The organism is Pedobacter sp. L105, assembly GCF_009765875.1.
GTDB lineage: Bacteria > Bacteroidota > Bacteroidia > Sphingobacteriales > Sphingobacteriaceae > Pedobacter.
On sequence record NZ_LMUP01000009.1, the window covers coordinates 507,667 to 526,762 of the forward strand.

Genomic DNA, 19,096 nt, shown 5'->3' on the forward strand with positions numbered 1-19,096 from the left:
ATACTGTTTTAGTATCTCTCTTTTTTAGATGAGGTAAATTTGATTTTTATTCCAGTGTTTTTACCCCTGAAATATCAGCTGAAACCTTTTGATGCAAATCAAAGATTACTACGTCATTTTTACCTTTCTTCAGCCAGTTTGCAGGGCAATACAAATGAAACTGCGGGCCTGTGTTCCAATATCTTCCCAGATTATGCCCGTTAACCCAAATAACTCCTTTTTTAAATTTGCTCAGATCCAGATAAGTATCTGCTGCAGCTTTTACTTCAAAACTTCCTTTAAAAAACACGCCATCATGTAAATCGCCCTGGGGACTCGATTTAAGTGCACTTACATAACTGTCATCCATTGGCAGATTAAATATTTCCCAGTTGAACAGGGTCATTCCTTCCAGGGTAACCCTGTCGGTAATTCCTTTGCGGTCAATTAAATATTGGGCAAAATTAATATGCCCCATGTTCTCCACCAGAATTTCCAGCACAGGATCTTTTACATTGCTCTCTGGCAGTTTGATGGTCCACTTGCCGCCATCGCGATAAACGGAATCAACCAATTTACCATTTAACAATACTAATGCATAATCATGCGGTTCGGTAATCGTAAGTTCGCCACTTTTGCGGCCAATCAGTTTGGTACGGTATACAATAAAGCCGCTATACTGTCCCATGCTTTCCATTGTTTTAACCTGCGGCGATTTGATGGCTGCCGGCAGTGTATTCCAGATACTTGTAAAAGGCTGCATGGTAAAAGATGGAACCTCGGTAACTGCTGTTGGTTTAGGTACTTTCGGCAATTTCTGGTGTGTATACTTAACAATCAGATCACGCAAAGCATAATACTTAGGGGTAGCTTCTCCGCGCTCATTGATAGGTGCATCATAATCATAACTGGTAATATCCGGCTGGAATTGAGTAGGTGTAAAGGCATTGGCACCGGCATAAAAGCCAAAGTTAGTGCCGCCATGAACCACGTATAAATTAAATGACCGTTTGTGTTCAAGTAAATAGGTTACTTGTTTAATAATGTCTGCCTGATCTGGTTTCTGATATTTTTCTTTCCAGTGCGTAAGCCATCCCGGATAAGTTTCTGAACTGAAAGCCGGTACCCCGGGATTTTGTTTTGTTGCATTTGCAAAGTCTGCATCACTTGTACCGCTGTCCAGGCCTATAGCAGCGCCGTCTACTGCACCAGCCTCCAGCATAAAAGGGGTAGGGCCATCAGCAGTATAAAATGGTACGTTGATTCCGTTGTCTACCCAAAGCTGATGTAAAGCTTTAATATAATCTTTGTCATTACCATAGCTCCCGTATTCGTTTTCTACCTGGACCATAAGAATTGGTCCTCCATTGGTGCATAACAATGGTTTAATCTGGTTAGAAACCGCGGTCACATAGCGGGTTACAGCAGCCATATAACGTGGGTCTAAACATCTTAACCTGATATCAGGTATTTTTAAGAGATAGGGCGGGAAGCCACCAAAATCCCATTCACCGCAAACATAGGGGCCCGGGCGGAATAGTACCCACATACCTTCTTCCTGGCAGATCTTTACAAACTCGGCAATATTTCTATTCTCTGACTCGAAATCAAAAACACCTTCTTTTTCTTCAATATAATTCCAGAATACATACGCTGCAATTGTATTACATCCCATGGCTTTAGCCATCTGAATACGGTGGCGCCAGTACATTTTCGGAATCCTTGCGGGGTGCATTTCACCGCTAATGATCTGGAATGGCTTGCCATCCATTACAAAATCGCTTTTGGCAAAGGAAAAAATGTGTTTTTGCTGGGCATTTACGAGCCCCGTGAAAAGGACAAATACAAGTAAGGTGTAGAAATATTTCATGATTACATATAGATAATTGCAGAATATTTGCTAAATCGGTTTAAAATTGCAAATTTTCTTATTTTATTTGCATAATTAAGGATAATTCTTTAAATATTTGGTATTTTATTTAGGTTAAATATTCATTTCATGAAAAATTGCGGGAGTTAGGGAAGCAGGGAACCTCCTGTCGCAATTATAAAGGATCAGTCATCGGTTAAAATTATATCCTGATAAAAATTTTAAAATGTTTTTCCAGGATGATCGTCTTTATCTATAGTACTTAACATTATCGCAGCTATGAACAGAAAATTACACCTTATTATATTTAAAACCAACGTAGCCACACAAAAACAGGTACAGCGGCTAAAGGCGATATTGCTTGAATTGCCACTGATTACCCAATGTAATTTTGATCTTGATGATTGCGACAGTATCCTTCGGATTGTGAGCCTGGATTTGCAGCCGCAAACGATCTGCCAGTTGTTATACATCGAAGGCTTCAACTGCGAAACCATGGAATCTTTTATTTATTCCTGAACCGTTTTCAGTAGTTCCAGAACAGCGGCCGCTAACTGCTGGTCTTTACCAGAGAGTATCTGCTGGTAATCATTTTTCACTTTGATATCCGGTTCCAGTTGATGGTTTTCCGTGGGATGGGTAGCGCCCGGGCCATAAGTTCCGGCGGTAGCGATCTGGATATATAACTGCTGATTAACTTCTTGTTCAAACCATGAACCTGTTCCTGTTCCGGGAACTGGCATCCCTATTAATTTGCCAATTCCCATCAGTTTGTAGGAGTATGGTGTTAAAAAGGCGTCTGAATAATTTCCTTCACTCATCAGGATTGTGCTGGGTTTAGTCCATTTTTTTATAGGTTCACCGCCATTAGTTATACGTCCCTGACGCCGTTCAGTCAGGTATATTTTTCCGCTTAAAAAGGTTGTCAGTTCATCATGTAGCGAACCGCCCCTGTTAAAACGGGTATCTACAATTATTGCTGCTTTATTTTTGTATTTACCCAATGCCTTGTCATATAAAACCCGGAATCCGTCTTCAGTCATGCTGCGGATATGAACATAACCTATTTTTCCGCCCGATAAACTATCTGTCAGGTGTTCCATAGTTTTTACCCAGCGGTCATACAGCAAGGTATATGTTTCTGTCTCAGGTTTAACAGGAACAATTGTTTCTATAAATGAAGGGCCACCTTTAAGATCATGAAAGCTCACCGGTATAGATTTGCCCGACTGGTGATTTAAGTTGATGGCCCAGTCGGCCGCTCTGGTCAGGCTTGTTCCATTAATTTTATCAATAATCATATCAGGTTTCATTTTTGAACCAGGAAAATCAAAAGGGCCGTTACTGATGATTTCTTTAACCAGGAGCCCTTTACCTTTCCATGTTTCATCATAAAGCAAACCCATTGCTGCCGTCTCATCTTTTTGCGCATAAGATGGTCTGTATCGTGCCAGTGTATGAGAGGTGTTCAGTTCTCCTAAAAACTCATTGAGTAGAACCAGAAAGTCTTCGTCATTGCTGATATCGGGGAGAAAAGAGTGATAGTGTTGATAAACGCTGTCCCAGTTAACACCATTTAGTGCCGGGTCCATATATCTTTTTCTAACCATTTGCCAGGTGTGGTTAAATATATATTCCCTTTCTGCCCCAGCATTAAATTCCATTTCCGCATGAATGGCTAAAGGTATTACCATACCCTGATCTGTGCTGATCCTGATGATATTCCCGCGGCTCAATACAAATAGATACTTACCATCTTTGGTCATTTGCATTTTTGCCGCAGGCAAATCGAGTTTTGCAACCAGGGTGTTTTTATGTGTTTTCAGGGATGTTACCCACAGGTCGTAATCCTCTTCATATTTAACCAGGTAAAATAGTTTTTCTCCGTCTGGAGACAATGCGGAGCCAGCGATATCTGCAGCAGTGGTACTGAGTTTTTTCACGGGGAAATCTTTATCCTGCTGCATGGAAATCGTCCCGCGATCAAAATATAAGCCATAAATGTCTTTCTGGCTGTCACCGGTAAAACTCCGGTTGGCATCTTTATCCGATAACCAATACATCATGTTGCCATCCATTCCCCATTGCGGCTGGTCGTCTTTAAAACCGCTTTGCGTTAAATTTACCCTTTTGCCAGAACCATCGTCTTTAATCAGCACCACTTCATTGTCAAATCCGCCGCCACCTTCCGAAGATTGGGCAAGAAGATATTGGCTGTCCGGCGACCACTTAAAGTCGTAATCATGATCGGACGAGGCAAAATTCACTCCTTCAGGAATCAGTGTACGGGTTGTTTTAGTTTTTAAATCATAACATTTCAGTATGTCGCGGTTTTCTATATAGGCGATCTTGCTGCCGTCAGGAGCATAGACCCCTCCAAATTCATCTTTATCGCTGGCTAAAATACTGGTTGTATTAATTTTTTCAGCGTTAAAAAAATATGAGGTGCTGATCTCAACCTGTTCTATGTCCCATGAATGAAGATGTTCAACCGCGTAAAGTAACTTTTTACCATCAGAACTAAACTTCGGATTCCGTTCCTGGTAGGGGGTACTGGTAATTTGTTTGGTCATGGTGCCATCTGCAGAAGTCACAAACAGATCGCCGCGAAATATAAAGGCAACCTGTTTACCATCTTCAGCAACAGTCATCTCTGTGATATCGCCCTTTACAGGTAGCATGATCACCGAATTTGCAGGCTGTTTACTGTCTAAAGTAACACTGATCTTTTGAGGCTGCTTTCCTTCGGTCAGCGAATATAAATCGCCATTAAAGGTAAATACGAAATGTCCGTTATCCGCTCTGGAAAGGTTACGTACCGGGTTATCTTTAAAATGTGTAAGCTGTTTAACTGTTGCTGTATCGCTGACAGATCCTTTGCACAGGTTTAGCGTTCCGCTTCTCTCACTGAGATAATAAATGGTATTTCCATGTCCCCAAACCGGTTCCAGATCTTCACCATGGAAAGTGGAAACCTGATGGTAAACTTTTGTGGTCAGGTTATAGGTCCAAATATCACGGGTAACAGACGAAGTATGGTGTTTACGGTAATTGTTTTCCTCTCCTTTTTTGTCCTGAAAAATCAACTGGTCTCCCTTTTTATTCAAATGTGCATCATCCATTCCGGCACTGCTGACCATGATGCTGGTACCGCCTTTTACGGAGACCTGATATAACTTGTTAAAAAGGTCATCTTCCGGAAACCTCACTGAAGTATATACATCATGACGGTCTGTGCCAAAAATTACCTGGGCGTCGTTTGCAGAAAAAGATGAGGGTATATCGCGGCTCGAATTGCAGGTTAGCCTTTTTGCCGGCCCTCCTTCAGCTTTCATCAGGTAAACATCAAAATTGCCATTCTGTTGTGCTGCAAAAGCAATCATCTGGCTATTGTGGCTCCATACCGGATAGCCGGTGTAAAAACTATTGCTGCTTAACTGCATTGCACTGCCGCCCTGATAAGGTACTTTAAAAAGGTTACCCTGATATTCAAAAGCAATCCATTTGCCATCAGGCGATATTGCTGACTGCTGTATCCAGCGGGGATTTATTTGCGCGGTTGAAAGTATGGGGGTTAAGCTTAAAATGAATATCACTAAGCCTAAATAGGTGTTTCTAAATAACATATGTGTATTTAATAATACTATATAATGACAGGTGTCAGGGCCTGGCTTCCAGTCTTTTAATCACCTCTTTGGCGTAAGTAATTCCAATAGGGATATGCTGCTGTCCAATCTCAATTTCGCTCATTGAATAGGAACTGATCTGGCCGAGGGCGATAATAAAAGAGCGGTGAATCCGCATAAACCGTTCAACAGATAGTTTTTCTTCAAAATAGGTCAAACTATGATAGGTAATTACCGAACGCTCTCTGGTATGTACTTTCACATACTCCTTTAGCCCTTCTATGTAAAGAATATCTTTTAGTAAAATCCTTACCATCTTATTCTCTGATCTTACATAAATAAAGGCATCGGGATCATTTTTTATGGCAAAAGGTGCTGCTGCCACGTTCTCTTTTCCACTATCCCGGATAGTAGTATATTTATCAATTGCCCTCAGGAATCTATCAAATGAAACCGGTTTAAGCAGGTAATCGATAACATTCAATTCATATCCTTCCAGTGCAAATTCCCGGTAGGCGGTGGTCATAATCACAGGCGGCGGATTTTTTAACGTTCTCAGCAATTCTATACCCGTTAGGTCGGGCATCTGGATATCCAGAAAGAGCAGGTCTACCGTATGGGTTTTAAGCAACTGATATACCTCGGTGCCTGTTGCACTGGAGGCCAGGAGATGCAATCCATCTATTTTGCCGATATGGTTTTCAATCACTTCTCTTGCCAATTCCTCATCATCTGCAACGATACAATTGATTTTCTTCATAAGTTTAATTTTAGATCGGCCTCAAAAACCCCGTCATACTGGTTCAGCTCCAATTCATAATCTCCTGCGTAAATCAGATCCAGCCTTCTTTTTACATTAATTAATCCTAAACCGCCCGGTTTTTCAAGGGTCGGGGTAACACAGCTGTTTTCTACCTTTAGAAATAACCTGTGGCCAATTACATTGATACTGATGGTTATCCATCCCGATTGTTTGGTAATACCGTGTTTAAAAGCATTCTCTATGAAAGGTAGCAGGATCAACGGGGAAATCAATTTGTCGTCAATATCCCCTGAGTATTGGAAAGAAAGTTCCATCCGGCCAGCAAACCTCATTTCTTCAATATGTATATAATTTGAAAGGTGCTCAATTTCATCCGTTAATAAAACCCTGCTGGCACTAGCTTCGTACAACATATAATGCATCAAATCTGATAATCTCAGCACTACCTGTGATGCCTTTTCAGACCCTTTTAAAGTGAGTGCGTACAAACTGTTTAAAGTATTAAAAAAGAAATGCGGATTGATCTGAGCTTTTAGCAGGCTGATCTCTGCAGATAATTTTTCTATCTCCATTTTGCGAAGGCTCTTTTCCTGTTCCATAGCATTACGCATGATTTTAATCAGCATGGTTACGGCAATGATTGGAAAAAACAGAAAAGCATTTCTTAATATTCTAACGGTGTTCCAATAGGTTTCAATTTGTAAATAATAATTGCCCGGATCATTGACTTTGCCCCAGGGTATCCAAAAGGCATAACTGCAAAAGCGCTGCAAACAGCCGCCTATAATTAGTAAAACTGCCAATGCCGCCAGATAACTTGCAAATTTCTTGTGGAAGTAAAACAGGGGCATCAGCCCATAAAAATTAAAATACGTAAGCAGCATGGCGATAGGGATGATGCTGATAAATTCAGGCTGCAACTTAAAAGAAAAGATGTCTTTAGATTTCCATCCTTCATTCACCACTTCGTACAAGATGATGCCCATCCAGAACAGCAAATGCCGAAGAATTATACGATATGAAGGTTTACTTGCTTTCCTCATATTGTAAAAATGGATATTATTTCCGGTTCCTGATGATTTAAAGCTCAATGCTGGTTTGATCACCCTGAATTGAGCTAATTCAACCGTTAGCATTCTTTAGCAAGATAAAATTCATGTTGCGGGCTTAGGCCCAGAAATTTGAGAGGGATATAAATTAGCAGGTGAACTTAAACTGTATTTTGAGAACATTCTTGTTATCTTGGACGAAAACATTCTTATGCGAAATAATGCTCTCAAAGTTTCTGAAAATTTTAGAAAAAAGGCGATAAGATCTGTACTGTCTATAATTTTGTTCGTATTTACCTATCTCCTGCTGATTGTAATGGGTATAGGACTTATCCTTTTATGCGGACTTATAGCCTATGGACTGATCGCTGTAAAATTCATGATTGTTACCCTGATGCTTGGAATTGGTTTTTTAGGAATGGGGTTTATGATTTTCTTCTTCTTAATCAAGTTTGTATTTAGTAGCCCTAAGAAAATAGACAGGAGCCATCTCCAGAAAATTACTGAGAAACAGCAGCCAGAGTTGTTTAAGCTGATTCATGAAATTGTTGATGAGGTGAAAACAAATTTCCCTAAACAGGTATATCTGAGTGCAGATGTTAATGCATCTGTTTTTTATGATTCTAATTTCTGGAGTATGTTTTTTCCGGTTAGGAAGAACCTGCAGATCGGTATAGGATTAATGAATGCAGTATCGGCCATAGAATTGAAAGCTGTCCTTGCGCACGAATTTGGGCACTTTTCTCAGCGAAGTATGAAAGTGGGAAGTTATGTATATAACATGAACAAGGTGATCTATAATATGTTATATGATAATGAAAATTACAATCTGGTCTTAAACCGCTGGTCGAATGTGAGTTCTTATTTTGTGTTGTTCTCCAGGGGCGCGATACTGATTATCCACGGTATTCAATATGTACTGATCAGCGTATACAAAATACTGAACCTGAACTATATGGCTTTATCCCGTGAAATGGAATTTCATGCAGATGCGGTTGCCGCCAGTGTAACAGGCTCAGCACCTTTAGCCAGTTCATTATTAAGACTGGGGCTTGCAGATCAATCTTTATCCATTGTTTTTAAATACTATAACGCTAAAATAGCAGCTTCACAAAAGACCCTGAATTTTTACCCACAGCAATATTTTGTGTTAAATCATATAGCCGCAACGGAGAATTTACCCATTGAAGATGGACTTCCCAAAGTTTCTATGGAGGTTTATAATAAGGTGAAAAAGACAAGACTGGTATTGGAGGATCAATGGTCGTCCCATCCAAGCATTGAAGAAAGAGTGGCGAAATTAATGAGTTTAAACCTACCCCTTCAGGGTGAATATGGGGGCATTGCAATAAATATGCTTGTTGATCAAACGCTGATCCAGGAAGCAATGACCGCCCGGCTTTTTGAAAAGGTTACTTATGAAACTAATCCTGAGATTACCGGATCAAAAGAATTTATAGATGAATATATAAAACTGGAGGAAGAAAGCTCTTATCCACCGGTCTACAAAGGCTATTTTGATTCGCGAAACCCCTATATCGGTTTTACCGCAGATGATTTTGAGCAAGTCACGGTTTCCGGGGCACCGTCTATAGAGCAATTGTTTGACGATCATACTATGGGTGAATTGAGTAATCTCAATAATTCAATTTCAGATAAGGGAATCATGGAGCGAATTTCTAACGGCAGCCTGGAGATCAAAACTTTCGATTATAATGGCAAAAAATATAGTGCTGCCGATACTTATAACCTGATCAGGTATGTAGAGGACGAAATCAGGAAATACGAAGAGTTGTTCAGGATTAAAGACATTAAAATATTTGAATGCTTTTTAGCTCATGCGTCACAACAGAGAAGTATGGAAGGATTCAAGGAGAGGGCGATGGCTTATCAGGCAGTAGCTGCCCGCTTTGGGGCTCAGGAGGAAGCGTATATAAATCTTATCGGCAGTACATATTTCATGCACACCACAACCACTTTTGACGATATCAGAAATAACCTGTTCCTTGTCAAAAAATATGAGGTACCGTTTAAAAAACAAGTGAAATTAATCCTGGAAAGTGATATTTATCAAGCGGATATGGACGTACAAATGAAGTTGCACTTTGAAGAATATATCAGTAATGACTGGAAATATTTTGCGGATAAATTTTATTTTGATCAGGAAATAAGAGTCTTATTTAGTGTGATGGCCGGTTATTATACATTGGTATCCCAGGTGCATTTTAAATTAAAAAAAGCATTCCTGACTTTTATACTCCACCCAGTTCCTGAAATTGGAAGTGAACCGATGGATAGGGTGTGAATATCTAAGGTATTAGTATACAGTTTTTAATTAAAGGATTGCCGGAAAGCATTGGGAGAGAGGCTGGTGTTTTGTTTAAACAGCCTGTTGAATGATTGGGGATGTTCAAAACCCAGCTGATAGGCAATTTCCGCAATACTCAGATCACTGGTGCTCAGGATATTCTTTGCTTTTTCCATCAGCTGGTTATGGATACGTTGCTGTGTACTCAGGCCTGTTAATGATTTGAGCAGATCTGTTAAATACCTTGCTGAAACCTGCAGGTGGTCAGCTACCTCCTGTACAGTGGGCAGCCCGTTTATAGTAGATTCGCCGGACGCAAAGCGCTCGGCCAAATACACGTCCATTTTTCCAATCAGGTCGTGATAAACTGCTTTGCGGGTAATAAACTGACGGTTATAAAAACGGTCGCTGTGATTGAGCAGCAGTTCGATCTGGGAAACCAGAACATCCTGACTAAACGGATCGATGTTATTATTCAGCTCAAGGGCAATGTTTTCAAGCAATCCTGATATCACCTGCTTTTCCTTATCGGAAAGAAAAAGCGCTTCAGTTACCGCATAAGAAAAGAAACCATATAACTGAATGTTTTTACCCAGAGGATAATTCCTGATCAGGTCTGCATGAAAATAGAGGGCATATCCTTCATTATTCGTTTCCTCGGCAGACATGGTAACGAGTTGATTAGGTGCCAGAAAGGCCAGTCCGCCTTCCTCAAAATCATAATAGCCCTGTCCATATTTTACCTGCCCCTTAAAATTCTTTTTAAAGGAAATCTTATAAAAATCGATCAGGAAATTTCTACCCACGTACTCCCTGTTCATTGGGGTCTGGTTATAGTTCACCAGTGCTACCAAAGGATGCAGAGGTTTAGGTAGGCCGGAGCTCTGCATCAATTCAGAAATGCTTTTAAATACTAAGGTTTGTTGCGCGGGTGCTTTCATGAATATTCTAAGGTAACAATAAAAGATTAATCCTGTACAGTAGGGCGGATCACAATATCGCCTACATCTACATTGTCAGGCTGACTCATTGCATATACTACGCCAGCAGCAATATCGTTTGCTGAGATGGCAATCTGATCGGCCCTTTCCTGATATGCAGCTCTGGTCACTGGGTCTTTAACTCCATCTATCAGTTCAGTTTTCACAAAACCAGGAGAAATGCCGGTTACCTTGTATTTACCCTCGGATTCCTGGCGTAATGCTTCAGCAAGGGTGCGCACGGCATTCTTTGTGCCTGCATAGACTCCCTGAAGCGGAACAATTTTAATGCCTGAAGTAGATATGATATTGATGATATGGCCCGAACCCTGTTTTTTGAAAACCTTTAAGGCTGCCGCAATGCCATATAAGGTTCCCTTTATGTTTACATCGATCATTTCTTCCCAGTCTTCAACCTGCAATTCATCTATACGGGAGAGGTGACTAATGCCCGCATTATTTACAATCACATCTAATCGGCCATACTGATCTATAGCCAATTGAACGAACGCGGTCAGGTCTTCACGTTTTTTAATGTCTGTAGCCCTGTAAACTGCTTCGCCTCCGGCTTGCTCAATACGGCTTTTTATAACTTCCAAGCGGTCTGCGCGACGCGCGCCCAATACCACTTTTGCACCCTTACCGGCAAGCATAACCGCTATTGCTTCACCTATTCCGCTGCTGGCACCGGTAATGGCTACTACTTTTCCTTTGATATCGTTCATATTAGTGTTTTTTGATGAAACAAAATTCGCTAATCCAACACCTCAAAAAGTAACCAAAACCGTCAGAGTTGTAACCATAAAACCCTGCTTATGGTGTTTTACTTTATCACGTAGATCAATTTCTCTAATTGTTCCCTGTGTTTCTCTCCCCATTGTGCAGTGAAGATAATTGCCGGAATCAATGTTTCGCCTAAAGGTGTTAAGGAATATTCCACTTTTAAAGGCAATCCTTCAAAGGTTGTTTTTAGAATGATACCATGATCGGTCAGTTGTTTCAATTGTGTATCCAATACCCTTCTGGAGGCCAGAGGTAGCTTTCGATGCAATTCACCTGGACGTTTAATGCCTGAATATATACTCCAGATCAGGTTAGCTTTCCATTTTCCGTTAATTACTTCTATAAACAGGTGTAACCCGCAATCTATGGAAACCGGTATCTTTTTTTTGTACATGACCAATTGATTTGATCATCAAATATAGGTCATACGAATATACTATATGGTATAGATAAATTTAGCCGTACTTGTATGTAATGGTCTGTATACTCAACTTTACAGCATAAAATCAATAGTATGAAGTACAAATTATTCGGCACAAAAACTGGTTTATCTGCCAGTGAACTCATCATGGGGGCTGCCAATTTTGGAACAAAAGGTGGTTATGGGGCAAACCCCGAAGAGGCCAGGCAGATCTTAACAGCCTATGCCGATGCCGGAGGAAATTTTATAGATACTTCCGATCGGTATCAGCTTGGTCAATCTGAAGAAATTATAGGTAATTTTATAGAACATCAGCGCAGTAATTTTATCATTTGTACAAAATATACCCGTAGTGATGAAGCCAACCCGGCAATCAGTAATTCCGGTAATCACCGCAAGGCGATGCGTCAGGCGGTAGAGTCCAGTCTGAAACGCTTAAAAACCGATTATATCGATATCTACATGCCACATTATGACGATGGTGTAACTCCCTTGGATGAAATTGTAAGAGGGCTGGAGGATTTGGTCAATGCCGGAAAGGTGCTGTACACAGGTTTAGCAAACTTTCCTGCATGGAAGGTTTCATCGGTGGCCAGTTTAACCCGCTTAACAGCCAGTCAGATTGAATACAACCTGGTGCAGCGCACTTCCGATCGTGAACTGATACCTATGGCTGCACAATTTGGGTTGGGAACAATGATGTATTCTCCCTTAGCTGGCGGTTTGCTGACAGGAAAATACCGCAAGGGCGAAACCGGGCGTATTAACCTCACTTCAACTTCAGATTACCAGGAAAGTGAGGTCACTAAAGCTATTATCGATCAGCTTTTCGTCATTGCTGAAGAATTGGGTACAACACCGGGGAAGGTAGCATTGGCCTGGGTTTTGGCAAAAGGTGCTTTCCCGATTATTGGTGCACGTACCATGCAACATCTCACTGAAGGTATAGCTGCTGCATCGATTGAATTAACAGCTGAACATATTGGTCAATTAGATCAGCTGAGTGCTGTCTCCTTAGGTTATCCGCATGATTTGCTGGCTACTGTTCAATAATATTTTTTTAGATCTGCATTTGGCAGATGCCTTTTAGCAAAAAAAATGAGGGTACCTTTTTGGGGCACCCTCATCCAATAAATTGTAATCAGCTTATAAAGTTGCCATGTCAATTACAAACCTGTAGCGTACATCACCTTTTACCATACGTTCGTAAGAAGGTTGAATGTTTTTGATGTCAATTATTTCTATTTCAGAAACAATGTTATTTTCTGCACAGAAATCAAGCATTTCCTGAGTTTCGGCAATACCGCCAATACCAGAACCACCAATACTTTTTCTGCCGCCTAATAAACTGAAAGCAGCAATTTCTGCTGGTTCGGGCGGAACGCCTACGCAGATCAGGGTACCATCTGTAGCCAGTAAAGACAGGTACATGTTAAAATCATGAGGGGCTGAAACTGTATCCAGTATAAAGTCGAAAGTACCCATAGCAGCTTTGACCTGCGCTTCATCTGTAGTCACTACAAAATGATGTGCACCCAGTTTTTTGGCATCTTCTTCTTTCTTTGGAGAAGTACTCAGTACAGTTACTTCTGCACCAAAGGCTACACCGAACTTAACGCCCATGTGGCCTAAACCACCAAGACCTAATACAGCCAGTTTATGGCCTTTGCCAACTTTCCAGTGTCTTAAAGGAGAATAGGTAGTGATACCTGCGCATAATAGCGGTGCTACAGCAGCAAGATCTAATTTATCCGACACGTGTAATACAAACTCTTCCCTTACTACAATAGTGTTGGAATAACCACCATAAGTTGGTGACGAGCCATCACGCTCCATACCATTATAGGTTGCGGTATTTCCCTCTAAACAATATTGTTCAAGGTCTTTTTTACAGTTTACGCAAACCTGGCAGGAATCAACCATACAGCCGGTACCGGCAAGGTCGCCAACTTTGAATTTTGTTACATGGTCGCCAACTTTAACTACACGGCCAACAATTTCATGTCCCGGAACCATTGGGAAAATACCCGGAAACCAGTCGTTTTTTATCTGGTGCAGGTCTGAATGGCAAACACCGCAAAATAAAATATCGAACTGTACATCATGCGGGCCAACTTCGCGGCGCTCAAAAGTCCACGGAGCTAAATCTGTTTCAGCGCTTTGCGCTGCATATCCTTTTGTTTCTATCATTTTTACTTGAATTAGGTAAGGTTAAAGGTAGTGTTTGTTCCAACACCGAGATAGCAAATATCAAATATATGGTTGCAAAATTCAAACATGCCAAATTGAAGCGAAATGTCGCCTTAGTGAACAATATGATATGATCCTGTTATGCCGTCTCATTAAATTTATAAAACAGACGCATCTATACAGGGGGCTATTTAAGGATCGGCTATTGACAATTTTACTTTATAACTGTGAAAAAGAAGTCGGAACCAACACAGTGGAGGTGATCAGGTTAATCAGCAGGTCATTAGCGTATTCTGGTTTACTGCTCAACTCTTTCCACTGTGTATCATCAATAAACCGTTTCCATTTTGCTTCTTTGTCGGCCAGGTTATCAAAGGTTACCATATACGTTAGGTTAGGCCTTTCTGGCCCGATAATCGTTTCACCCCAAAATACCGGATTAAACTGGAGGCGTTTGAAAATCTCAATTTCTCCCTGGTCATTAAACATCTCAATCTTCTTTTTCCCGGCTGCTTCAGTGGCACTCTGATACTGGCGGAGCTCAAAAATCTGCCCTTTATTTTCAGGGGCAATTAGCTGTGGGAAATTTTTGAAAGCTTTCATCAGGGAACTTTCTATCCTTTCATACGCAGGCTCGTTGGCAGGTGCATCCAGGTAAGCCGCTGCTGCTTTTTGAAAAGCCTGATCCTGATCCAGGGCAGTATTGACTACCGAAAAATGTTCCAGGTTCTGATAGGGAAGCAGGACATACAATTTTCCCGGCGATGAAGGTTCGGCTTCGTTAAATATCCCAACTTTTTCAACCTGCAGCCGATTCAGTACCGGGATGGCCAGGCTGTAAAAGTCTTCAATCAATTTTTTCTGTTTTTCGTTGCCGAACGTATAAATTCTTAATTCATAATAGGCTAAAGCCAATGGTTCTTTTTCCATGTGTAATCGGTGTAATATATTTTCCATGCAGGTGTGTTACCTGTTCCGGATTGACGTTGAAAGTAGGTCTATCGAATTTAATTTGGGTAATCGGTATCTCCTTTTTTTAAAGTGTAAAAACAATGATGGATATCTTTAGTTTTGTGTAGATAGAAAGTGCGTATGAAAGCAATTGTTTTAAAAGATTTTGGAGGTGTAGAGAATCTTCAATTAGCAGATATTCCTATTCCGGCCATCAGTGAGGGGGAAGTATTGGTAAAGGTTGTTACTATCAGTATTAATCCTGTGGATGTGAAAACACGCGTTGGCAAGGGCGCTGCAGGAAAGCTTAAAGATGAAGACCCAATCATTATCGGGTGGGATATCAGCGGTGTTATTACTGCTTCAAAATCAGTTGATTTCAAAGAGGGTGATGAAGTATTTGGTATGGTGAATTTTCCGGGGCATGGCAGGGCTTATGCCGAATATGTAGCTGCTCCGGCAGACCAGCTAGCCTTCAAACCGGCAAATATTTCTCATGAAGAAGCCGCTGCGGCTACCTTAGCGGCACTTACTGCCTGGCAAAACCTAACCGGCTTTACTCAAATAAAACCAGGCGACAGGGTTTTGGTTCATGCCGCATCAGGCGGAGTGGGGCACTATGCAGTGCAAATGGCTAAATATTTGGGTGCTTACGTCATAGGAACTTCTTCGGCTTATAATAAAGATTTTGCAATGAGCCTGGGACTGGATGAATTTATAGACTACAAAAGCCAGAAATTTGAAGAAGTGGTCGGCAATATCGATATGGTACTTGATACCATTGGCGGGGAAAATATCGACCGCTCACTGGAGATCATTAAAAGGGGAGGAACACTGGTCAGCATCCCTTCAGGCAGCAATGATGACGTGAAAGAAAAAGCTGCTGCAAAAGGAATAAATGGTTTAAAAACAATGGTAGTATCCAGCGGTACTGATATGAAGGCAATTGCAGCTCTTCTGTCAAGCTGTGCCGTAAAATCACATGTCTCGCAAACTTTTTCTTTTGATGAAATGGACAAAGCCCACCTGCAGGTAGAAAGCGGTAAGACCAGGGGTAAAGTTATTGTGAAGGTATAACCTGAAATCAAGTATAAAATAACCGAAAATATTCCCGGTCATAAGGCCGCTTCTTTAAAAGGAAGCGGCCTTATTTTTTAGCTTTTTTCATCGCCGGCCTACCTTTAAATCTAAAAATTACCGCAATTAATTATTTATTTTAGCTCTTTTGTTTTGCTGATCATGTTTTATGGGTAATCGTTAATTCTGTATTAATAGTGTTATTAGTTTGGATTTATTCTAAATAACACATTACTTTGCGCAAATCAATTCACACTATATGACATCTTCTGCAGTAAATCATCCTCCATAAAGATAATACCTATACAGAAAACGGTACCTGGTCGCCAAACTTACACCGTATTTAACCGATCCTTAATCAATAATTTATTTCAAAATGTATCCTATACGATTTATTTTTACAAGTTCCCTGTTTCTTTTTCCGTTTTCAAACTCCTGTTTGGAAATAATTCAGTGTATATACAGCCTGATTTCAAAAAACTCTTTGTTTTTGTTTGATTCCCGATTGGGAACTCCATAGGCAGATGAGGCAGTTGCTTCACTGAAAGGGATAATTACCTGTAAATTTTAAAAGCAGCCCGGTGCTTGGTCGCCAAACTTTACACCGGGCCAATGTTAACCGATCCTTTAATCAATTAATCATTTTAACAAAATTATGAATTCTTTCTTACTATTCGTCAGTTTGATCACGTCCTTAAGGAATATGGTTCAAGCTTTAAGTACAAGGGTAAATATTTGCCTGTTTGTCCTTACATTTTCTTTCTTTATAGCTGGGGCACCAGCTTTTTCCCAGCAGCAAACAGGAGGCATTCGTGGAACGGTAAAAACTACTGAAAATAGCCCGGCCCAAAACGTAAGCATTATCTTAAAAAACACCACTAAAGGTACTGTAACTGATGCAAATGGCAATTTTTACCTTTCTGGAATTATGTCTGGCAGTTATATTCTGCTGGTAAAACATACTGGTATGATTACGCAGGGTAAAGCCATCATTGTAAAGGCAGGTGAAACCAGCCATGTAGATTTTATTCTGGTAATTGATAACCAGGCATTACAGGAAGTGACCATCAATTCAGGTTATAACAAGTTTGCACAAAAGGAAACAGAAGGAGTGGCTAAAATGCCCCTGCAAAATCTGGAAAATCCTCAGGTATATAATGTTGTGCCTAAAGAGCTCTTACAGGACCAGGTGATTGTAAGTTATAATGATGTGCTTAAAAACGTAACCGGTGTAAGTCAGTCCTTGGTCAATGGCTCCAATTCCTTTAACCTGCGAGGATTTGCAACCAGCAGTTATCTGCGTAACGGATTGCAGGATGTAAAAGAAAATAGTATCGAGGTAGCTAACATTGAGCGTATTGAAATACTTAAAGGCCCGTCTGCAACCTTATTTGGCAGCAGCTTAACCTCGTTTGGCGGTTTACTTAACAGGATCACTAAACAGCCATTTGAAACGTTCCAGGGGGATATAGGTTATACTGCCGGTGGATTTGGATTAAGTCGCCTCACGGCAGATTTTAATACGCCTTTAAATAAAGAAAAAGGACTTTACCTGCGCACTAATATAGCCTACGATGATGAAGGGAGTTTCCAGGACGCCGGTTTTACCAAGAGGTTATTTGTTGCGCCATCCCTGTTATACAAGGTAAACGACCGTCTTTCAATTTCATTGGATGCGGAGATCTACAACCAAAAAGCAAATGATTTTAACCGTCTGTTTCCAGAGGCATCCTTTACTAAAACTAATCCCGCCGACCTGGGTATAAACTGGAAAAAATCATACAGCAATAACGATCTGTATGAAACTGATCCTTCTGTTAGTGTTTATGGAAAGGTCAACTATAAAATATCCGATCACTGGACTTCTCAAACTGCTTTTTCCCATACCAATTCAACCGTTGAAGGTTACTGGAGTTACAATCGCATTGTTGGTGACAGTGTTGTTTCCCGCAATCCAGGATATGAGCACACAGATTATAACTATCTGGAAGTGCAGCAAAATTTTAATGGCGATTTTAAACTAGGCAATCTTCGCAACAGGGTAGTGATCGGGCTTGACTATTTTACCAATACCACAAAAAGTTCTTCTGCAATGATCTATGGATACGATCAGGTAAGTATCAAGGGGAACGATCCAAGGTACAATGAACTGACAAGAGCTTCCCTTGAACAGGCTTTGGCTACAGTTCCTTACAGTAAAAGCCAGACACAGCAAAGTATCTACAGTGCTTACGTCTCAGACGTGCTGAACCTTACCGATAACCTTTTGGCAATGCTAAGCTTACGTGCCGATCATTTTGTAAGCGGGGGAAACCAGGATTTCAATGATGGTACAACTACAGGAAAATACAATCAAACGGCCTTTTCTCCAAAATTCGGACTGGTGTACCAGCTGGTTCCGAAACAACTTTCCCTGTTTGGCAACTACATGAACGGCTTTAGTAATAATGCTCCAACGCAGCAGCCGGATGGTACCTTTTCGTCATTCAAACCGAGCCAGGCCAATCAATGGGAGAGTGGAGTGAAAATAGACCTGTTCGATGGTAAACTAAGCAGTACGCTGAGTTATTACCATATCAAAGTGAGTGATGTGATCCATAATAGCTTTGTGCCGGGACAAACACAGTTCCAGGTACAGGATGGCGGACAGCTTAGCAAAGGATTTGAAAGCGAAGTGATCGCCAACCCATTCAGAGGTTTTAACGTGATTGCCGGATATGCTTATAATAATATTTATACTATTAATACGAGTGCCGATGCGGATGGCCTGCACCAATGGACCGGACCTGCCCAAACCGCTAACCTGTGGTTCAGTTATCATTTCCTGGATGCTACTTTGAAAGGCTTCGGGTTGGGTTTTGGCGGAAATTACAACGGAAAAGCTTATATCCAGCAGTCGCGCTCATTAGGTGAATTTTATTTGCCATCCTATACCGTATTAAATGCCGTACTAAGTTACGATCAGCCGGTTTACCGCATCAGTTTAAAAATGGACAACCTTACCAATAAGTTGTATTGGGGCAGTTATGTAAGCCAGATGATGCCAAGAAGATTTAGTGTAAGTGTGAACTTTAAATTTAAATAGAGAAAGGTTAACAG

General features: G+C 40.8%; 14 protein-coding genes. 5 read left to right on the forward strand and 9 right to left on the reverse strand.

The window, feature by feature from the left end; translation table 11 throughout:
• Positions 1-46: 46 nt before the first annotated feature.
• Complete coding sequence (locus GSQ84_RS20520) at positions 47-1,849, reverse strand: beta-galactosidase family protein (protein ID WP_158799210.1); 1,803 nt, start codon at positions 1,847-1,849, stop codon at positions 47-49.
• A 279-nt stretch (positions 1,850-2,128) separates the two neighbouring features.
• Between GSQ84_RS20520 and GSQ84_RS20525 the strand changes: the two genes are divergently transcribed.
• Positions 2,129-2,368 (forward strand): hypothetical protein, encoded by a 240-nt coding sequence (locus tag GSQ84_RS20525; RefSeq protein WP_158799211.1) that lies wholly within the window; start codon positions 2,129-2,131, stop codon positions 2,366-2,368.
• On the opposite strand, the gene GSQ84_RS20530 is transcribed toward GSQ84_RS20525, so the two are convergent.
• The 3 genes from GSQ84_RS20530 to GSQ84_RS20540 are packed head-to-tail and all read right to left on the reverse strand — an operon-like array spanning position 2,359 to position 7,374.
• Positions 2,359-5,475: a S41 family peptidase gene (locus GSQ84_RS20530; protein WP_158799212.1), complete on the reverse strand. Its 3,117-nt coding sequence runs from the start codon at positions 5,473-5,475 to the stop codon at positions 2,359-2,361. The two genes, GSQ84_RS20525 and GSQ84_RS20530, sit on opposite strands and share 10 nt — an antisense overlap.
• A 34-nt stretch (positions 5,476-5,509) precedes the next feature.
• Complete coding sequence (locus GSQ84_RS20535; protein WP_158799213.1) at positions 5,510-6,235, reverse strand: LytTR family DNA-binding domain-containing protein; 726 nt, start codon at positions 6,233-6,235, stop codon at positions 5,510-5,512.
• Positions 6,232-7,374, reverse strand: a complete 1,143-nt coding sequence (locus GSQ84_RS20540; RefSeq protein ID WP_158799214.1) for a sensor histidine kinase — start codon at positions 7,372-7,374, stop codon at positions 6,232-6,234. Before GSQ84_RS20540 ends, GSQ84_RS20535 begins: the two co-directional genes overlap by 4 nt.
• A 196-nt stretch (positions 7,375-7,570) precedes the next feature.
• Between GSQ84_RS20540 and GSQ84_RS20545 the strand changes: the two genes are divergently transcribed.
• Positions 7,571-9,592, forward strand: coding sequence for a M48 family metallopeptidase (locus tag GSQ84_RS20545; RefSeq protein WP_216849001.1), 2,022 nt, complete (start codon positions 7,571-7,573; stop codon positions 9,590-9,592).
• 26 nt (positions 9,593-9,618) lie between these two features.
• Here the strand turns inward: GSQ84_RS20545 and GSQ84_RS20550 are convergent, their stop codons facing one another.
• From GSQ84_RS20550 to GSQ84_RS20560, 3 genes are all read right to left on the reverse strand, one after another.
• A complete protein-coding gene (locus GSQ84_RS20550; protein ID WP_158799216.1) occupies positions 9,619-10,536 on the reverse strand; it encodes an AraC family transcriptional regulator in 918 nt (305 codons plus the stop codon).
• A gap of 26 nt (positions 10,537-10,562) precedes the next feature.
• Complete coding sequence (locus GSQ84_RS20555; RefSeq protein ID WP_158799217.1) at positions 10,563-11,300, reverse strand: SDR family oxidoreductase; 738 nt, start codon at positions 11,298-11,300, stop codon at positions 10,563-10,565.
• A gap of 98 nt (positions 11,301-11,398) precedes the next feature.
• The gene (locus GSQ84_RS20560; RefSeq protein ID WP_158799218.1) at positions 11,399-11,752 is read right to left on the reverse strand and encodes a helix-turn-helix domain-containing protein; all 354 of its coding nucleotides are present in this window, start codon (positions 11,750-11,752) and stop codon (positions 11,399-11,401) included.
• 120 nt (positions 11,753-11,872) lie between these two features.
• Here GSQ84_RS20560 and GSQ84_RS20565 point away from each other — a divergent pair, with 120 nt between their 5' ends.
• The gene (locus GSQ84_RS20565; RefSeq protein WP_158799219.1) at positions 11,873-12,832 is read left to right on the forward strand and encodes an aldo/keto reductase; all 960 of its coding nucleotides are present in this window, start codon (positions 11,873-11,875) and stop codon (positions 12,830-12,832) included.
• Between the two features lie 93 nt (positions 12,833-12,925).
• On the opposite strand, the gene GSQ84_RS20570 is transcribed toward GSQ84_RS20565, so the two are convergent.
• Entirely contained in the window at positions 12,926-13,969 is a 1,044-nt protein-coding gene (locus tag GSQ84_RS20570; RefSeq protein ID WP_158799220.1) for an NAD(P)-dependent alcohol dehydrogenase, read from the reverse strand.
• Between the two features lie 219 nt (positions 13,970-14,188).
• Positions 14,189-14,899: an NIPSNAP family protein gene (locus GSQ84_RS20575; RefSeq protein ID WP_158799221.1), complete on the reverse strand. Its 711-nt coding sequence runs from the start codon at positions 14,897-14,899 to the stop codon at positions 14,189-14,191.
• A 162-nt stretch (positions 14,900-15,061) separates the two neighbouring features.
• Between GSQ84_RS20575 and GSQ84_RS20580 the strand changes: the two genes are divergently transcribed.
• Positions 15,062-15,997 carry an NADP-dependent oxidoreductase gene (locus tag GSQ84_RS20580; protein ID WP_158799222.1) on the forward strand — a complete coding sequence of 312 codons (936 nt, stop codon included), beginning with the start codon at positions 15,062-15,064 and terminating at the stop codon, positions 15,995-15,997.
• A gap of 655 nt (positions 15,998-16,652) precedes the next feature.
• On the forward strand, positions 16,653-19,082 hold the full coding sequence (locus GSQ84_RS20585; protein WP_158799223.1) for a TonB-dependent receptor: 2,430 nt from the start codon (positions 16,653-16,655) through the stop codon (positions 19,080-19,082).
• Positions 19,083-19,096 lie beyond the last annotated feature (14 nt).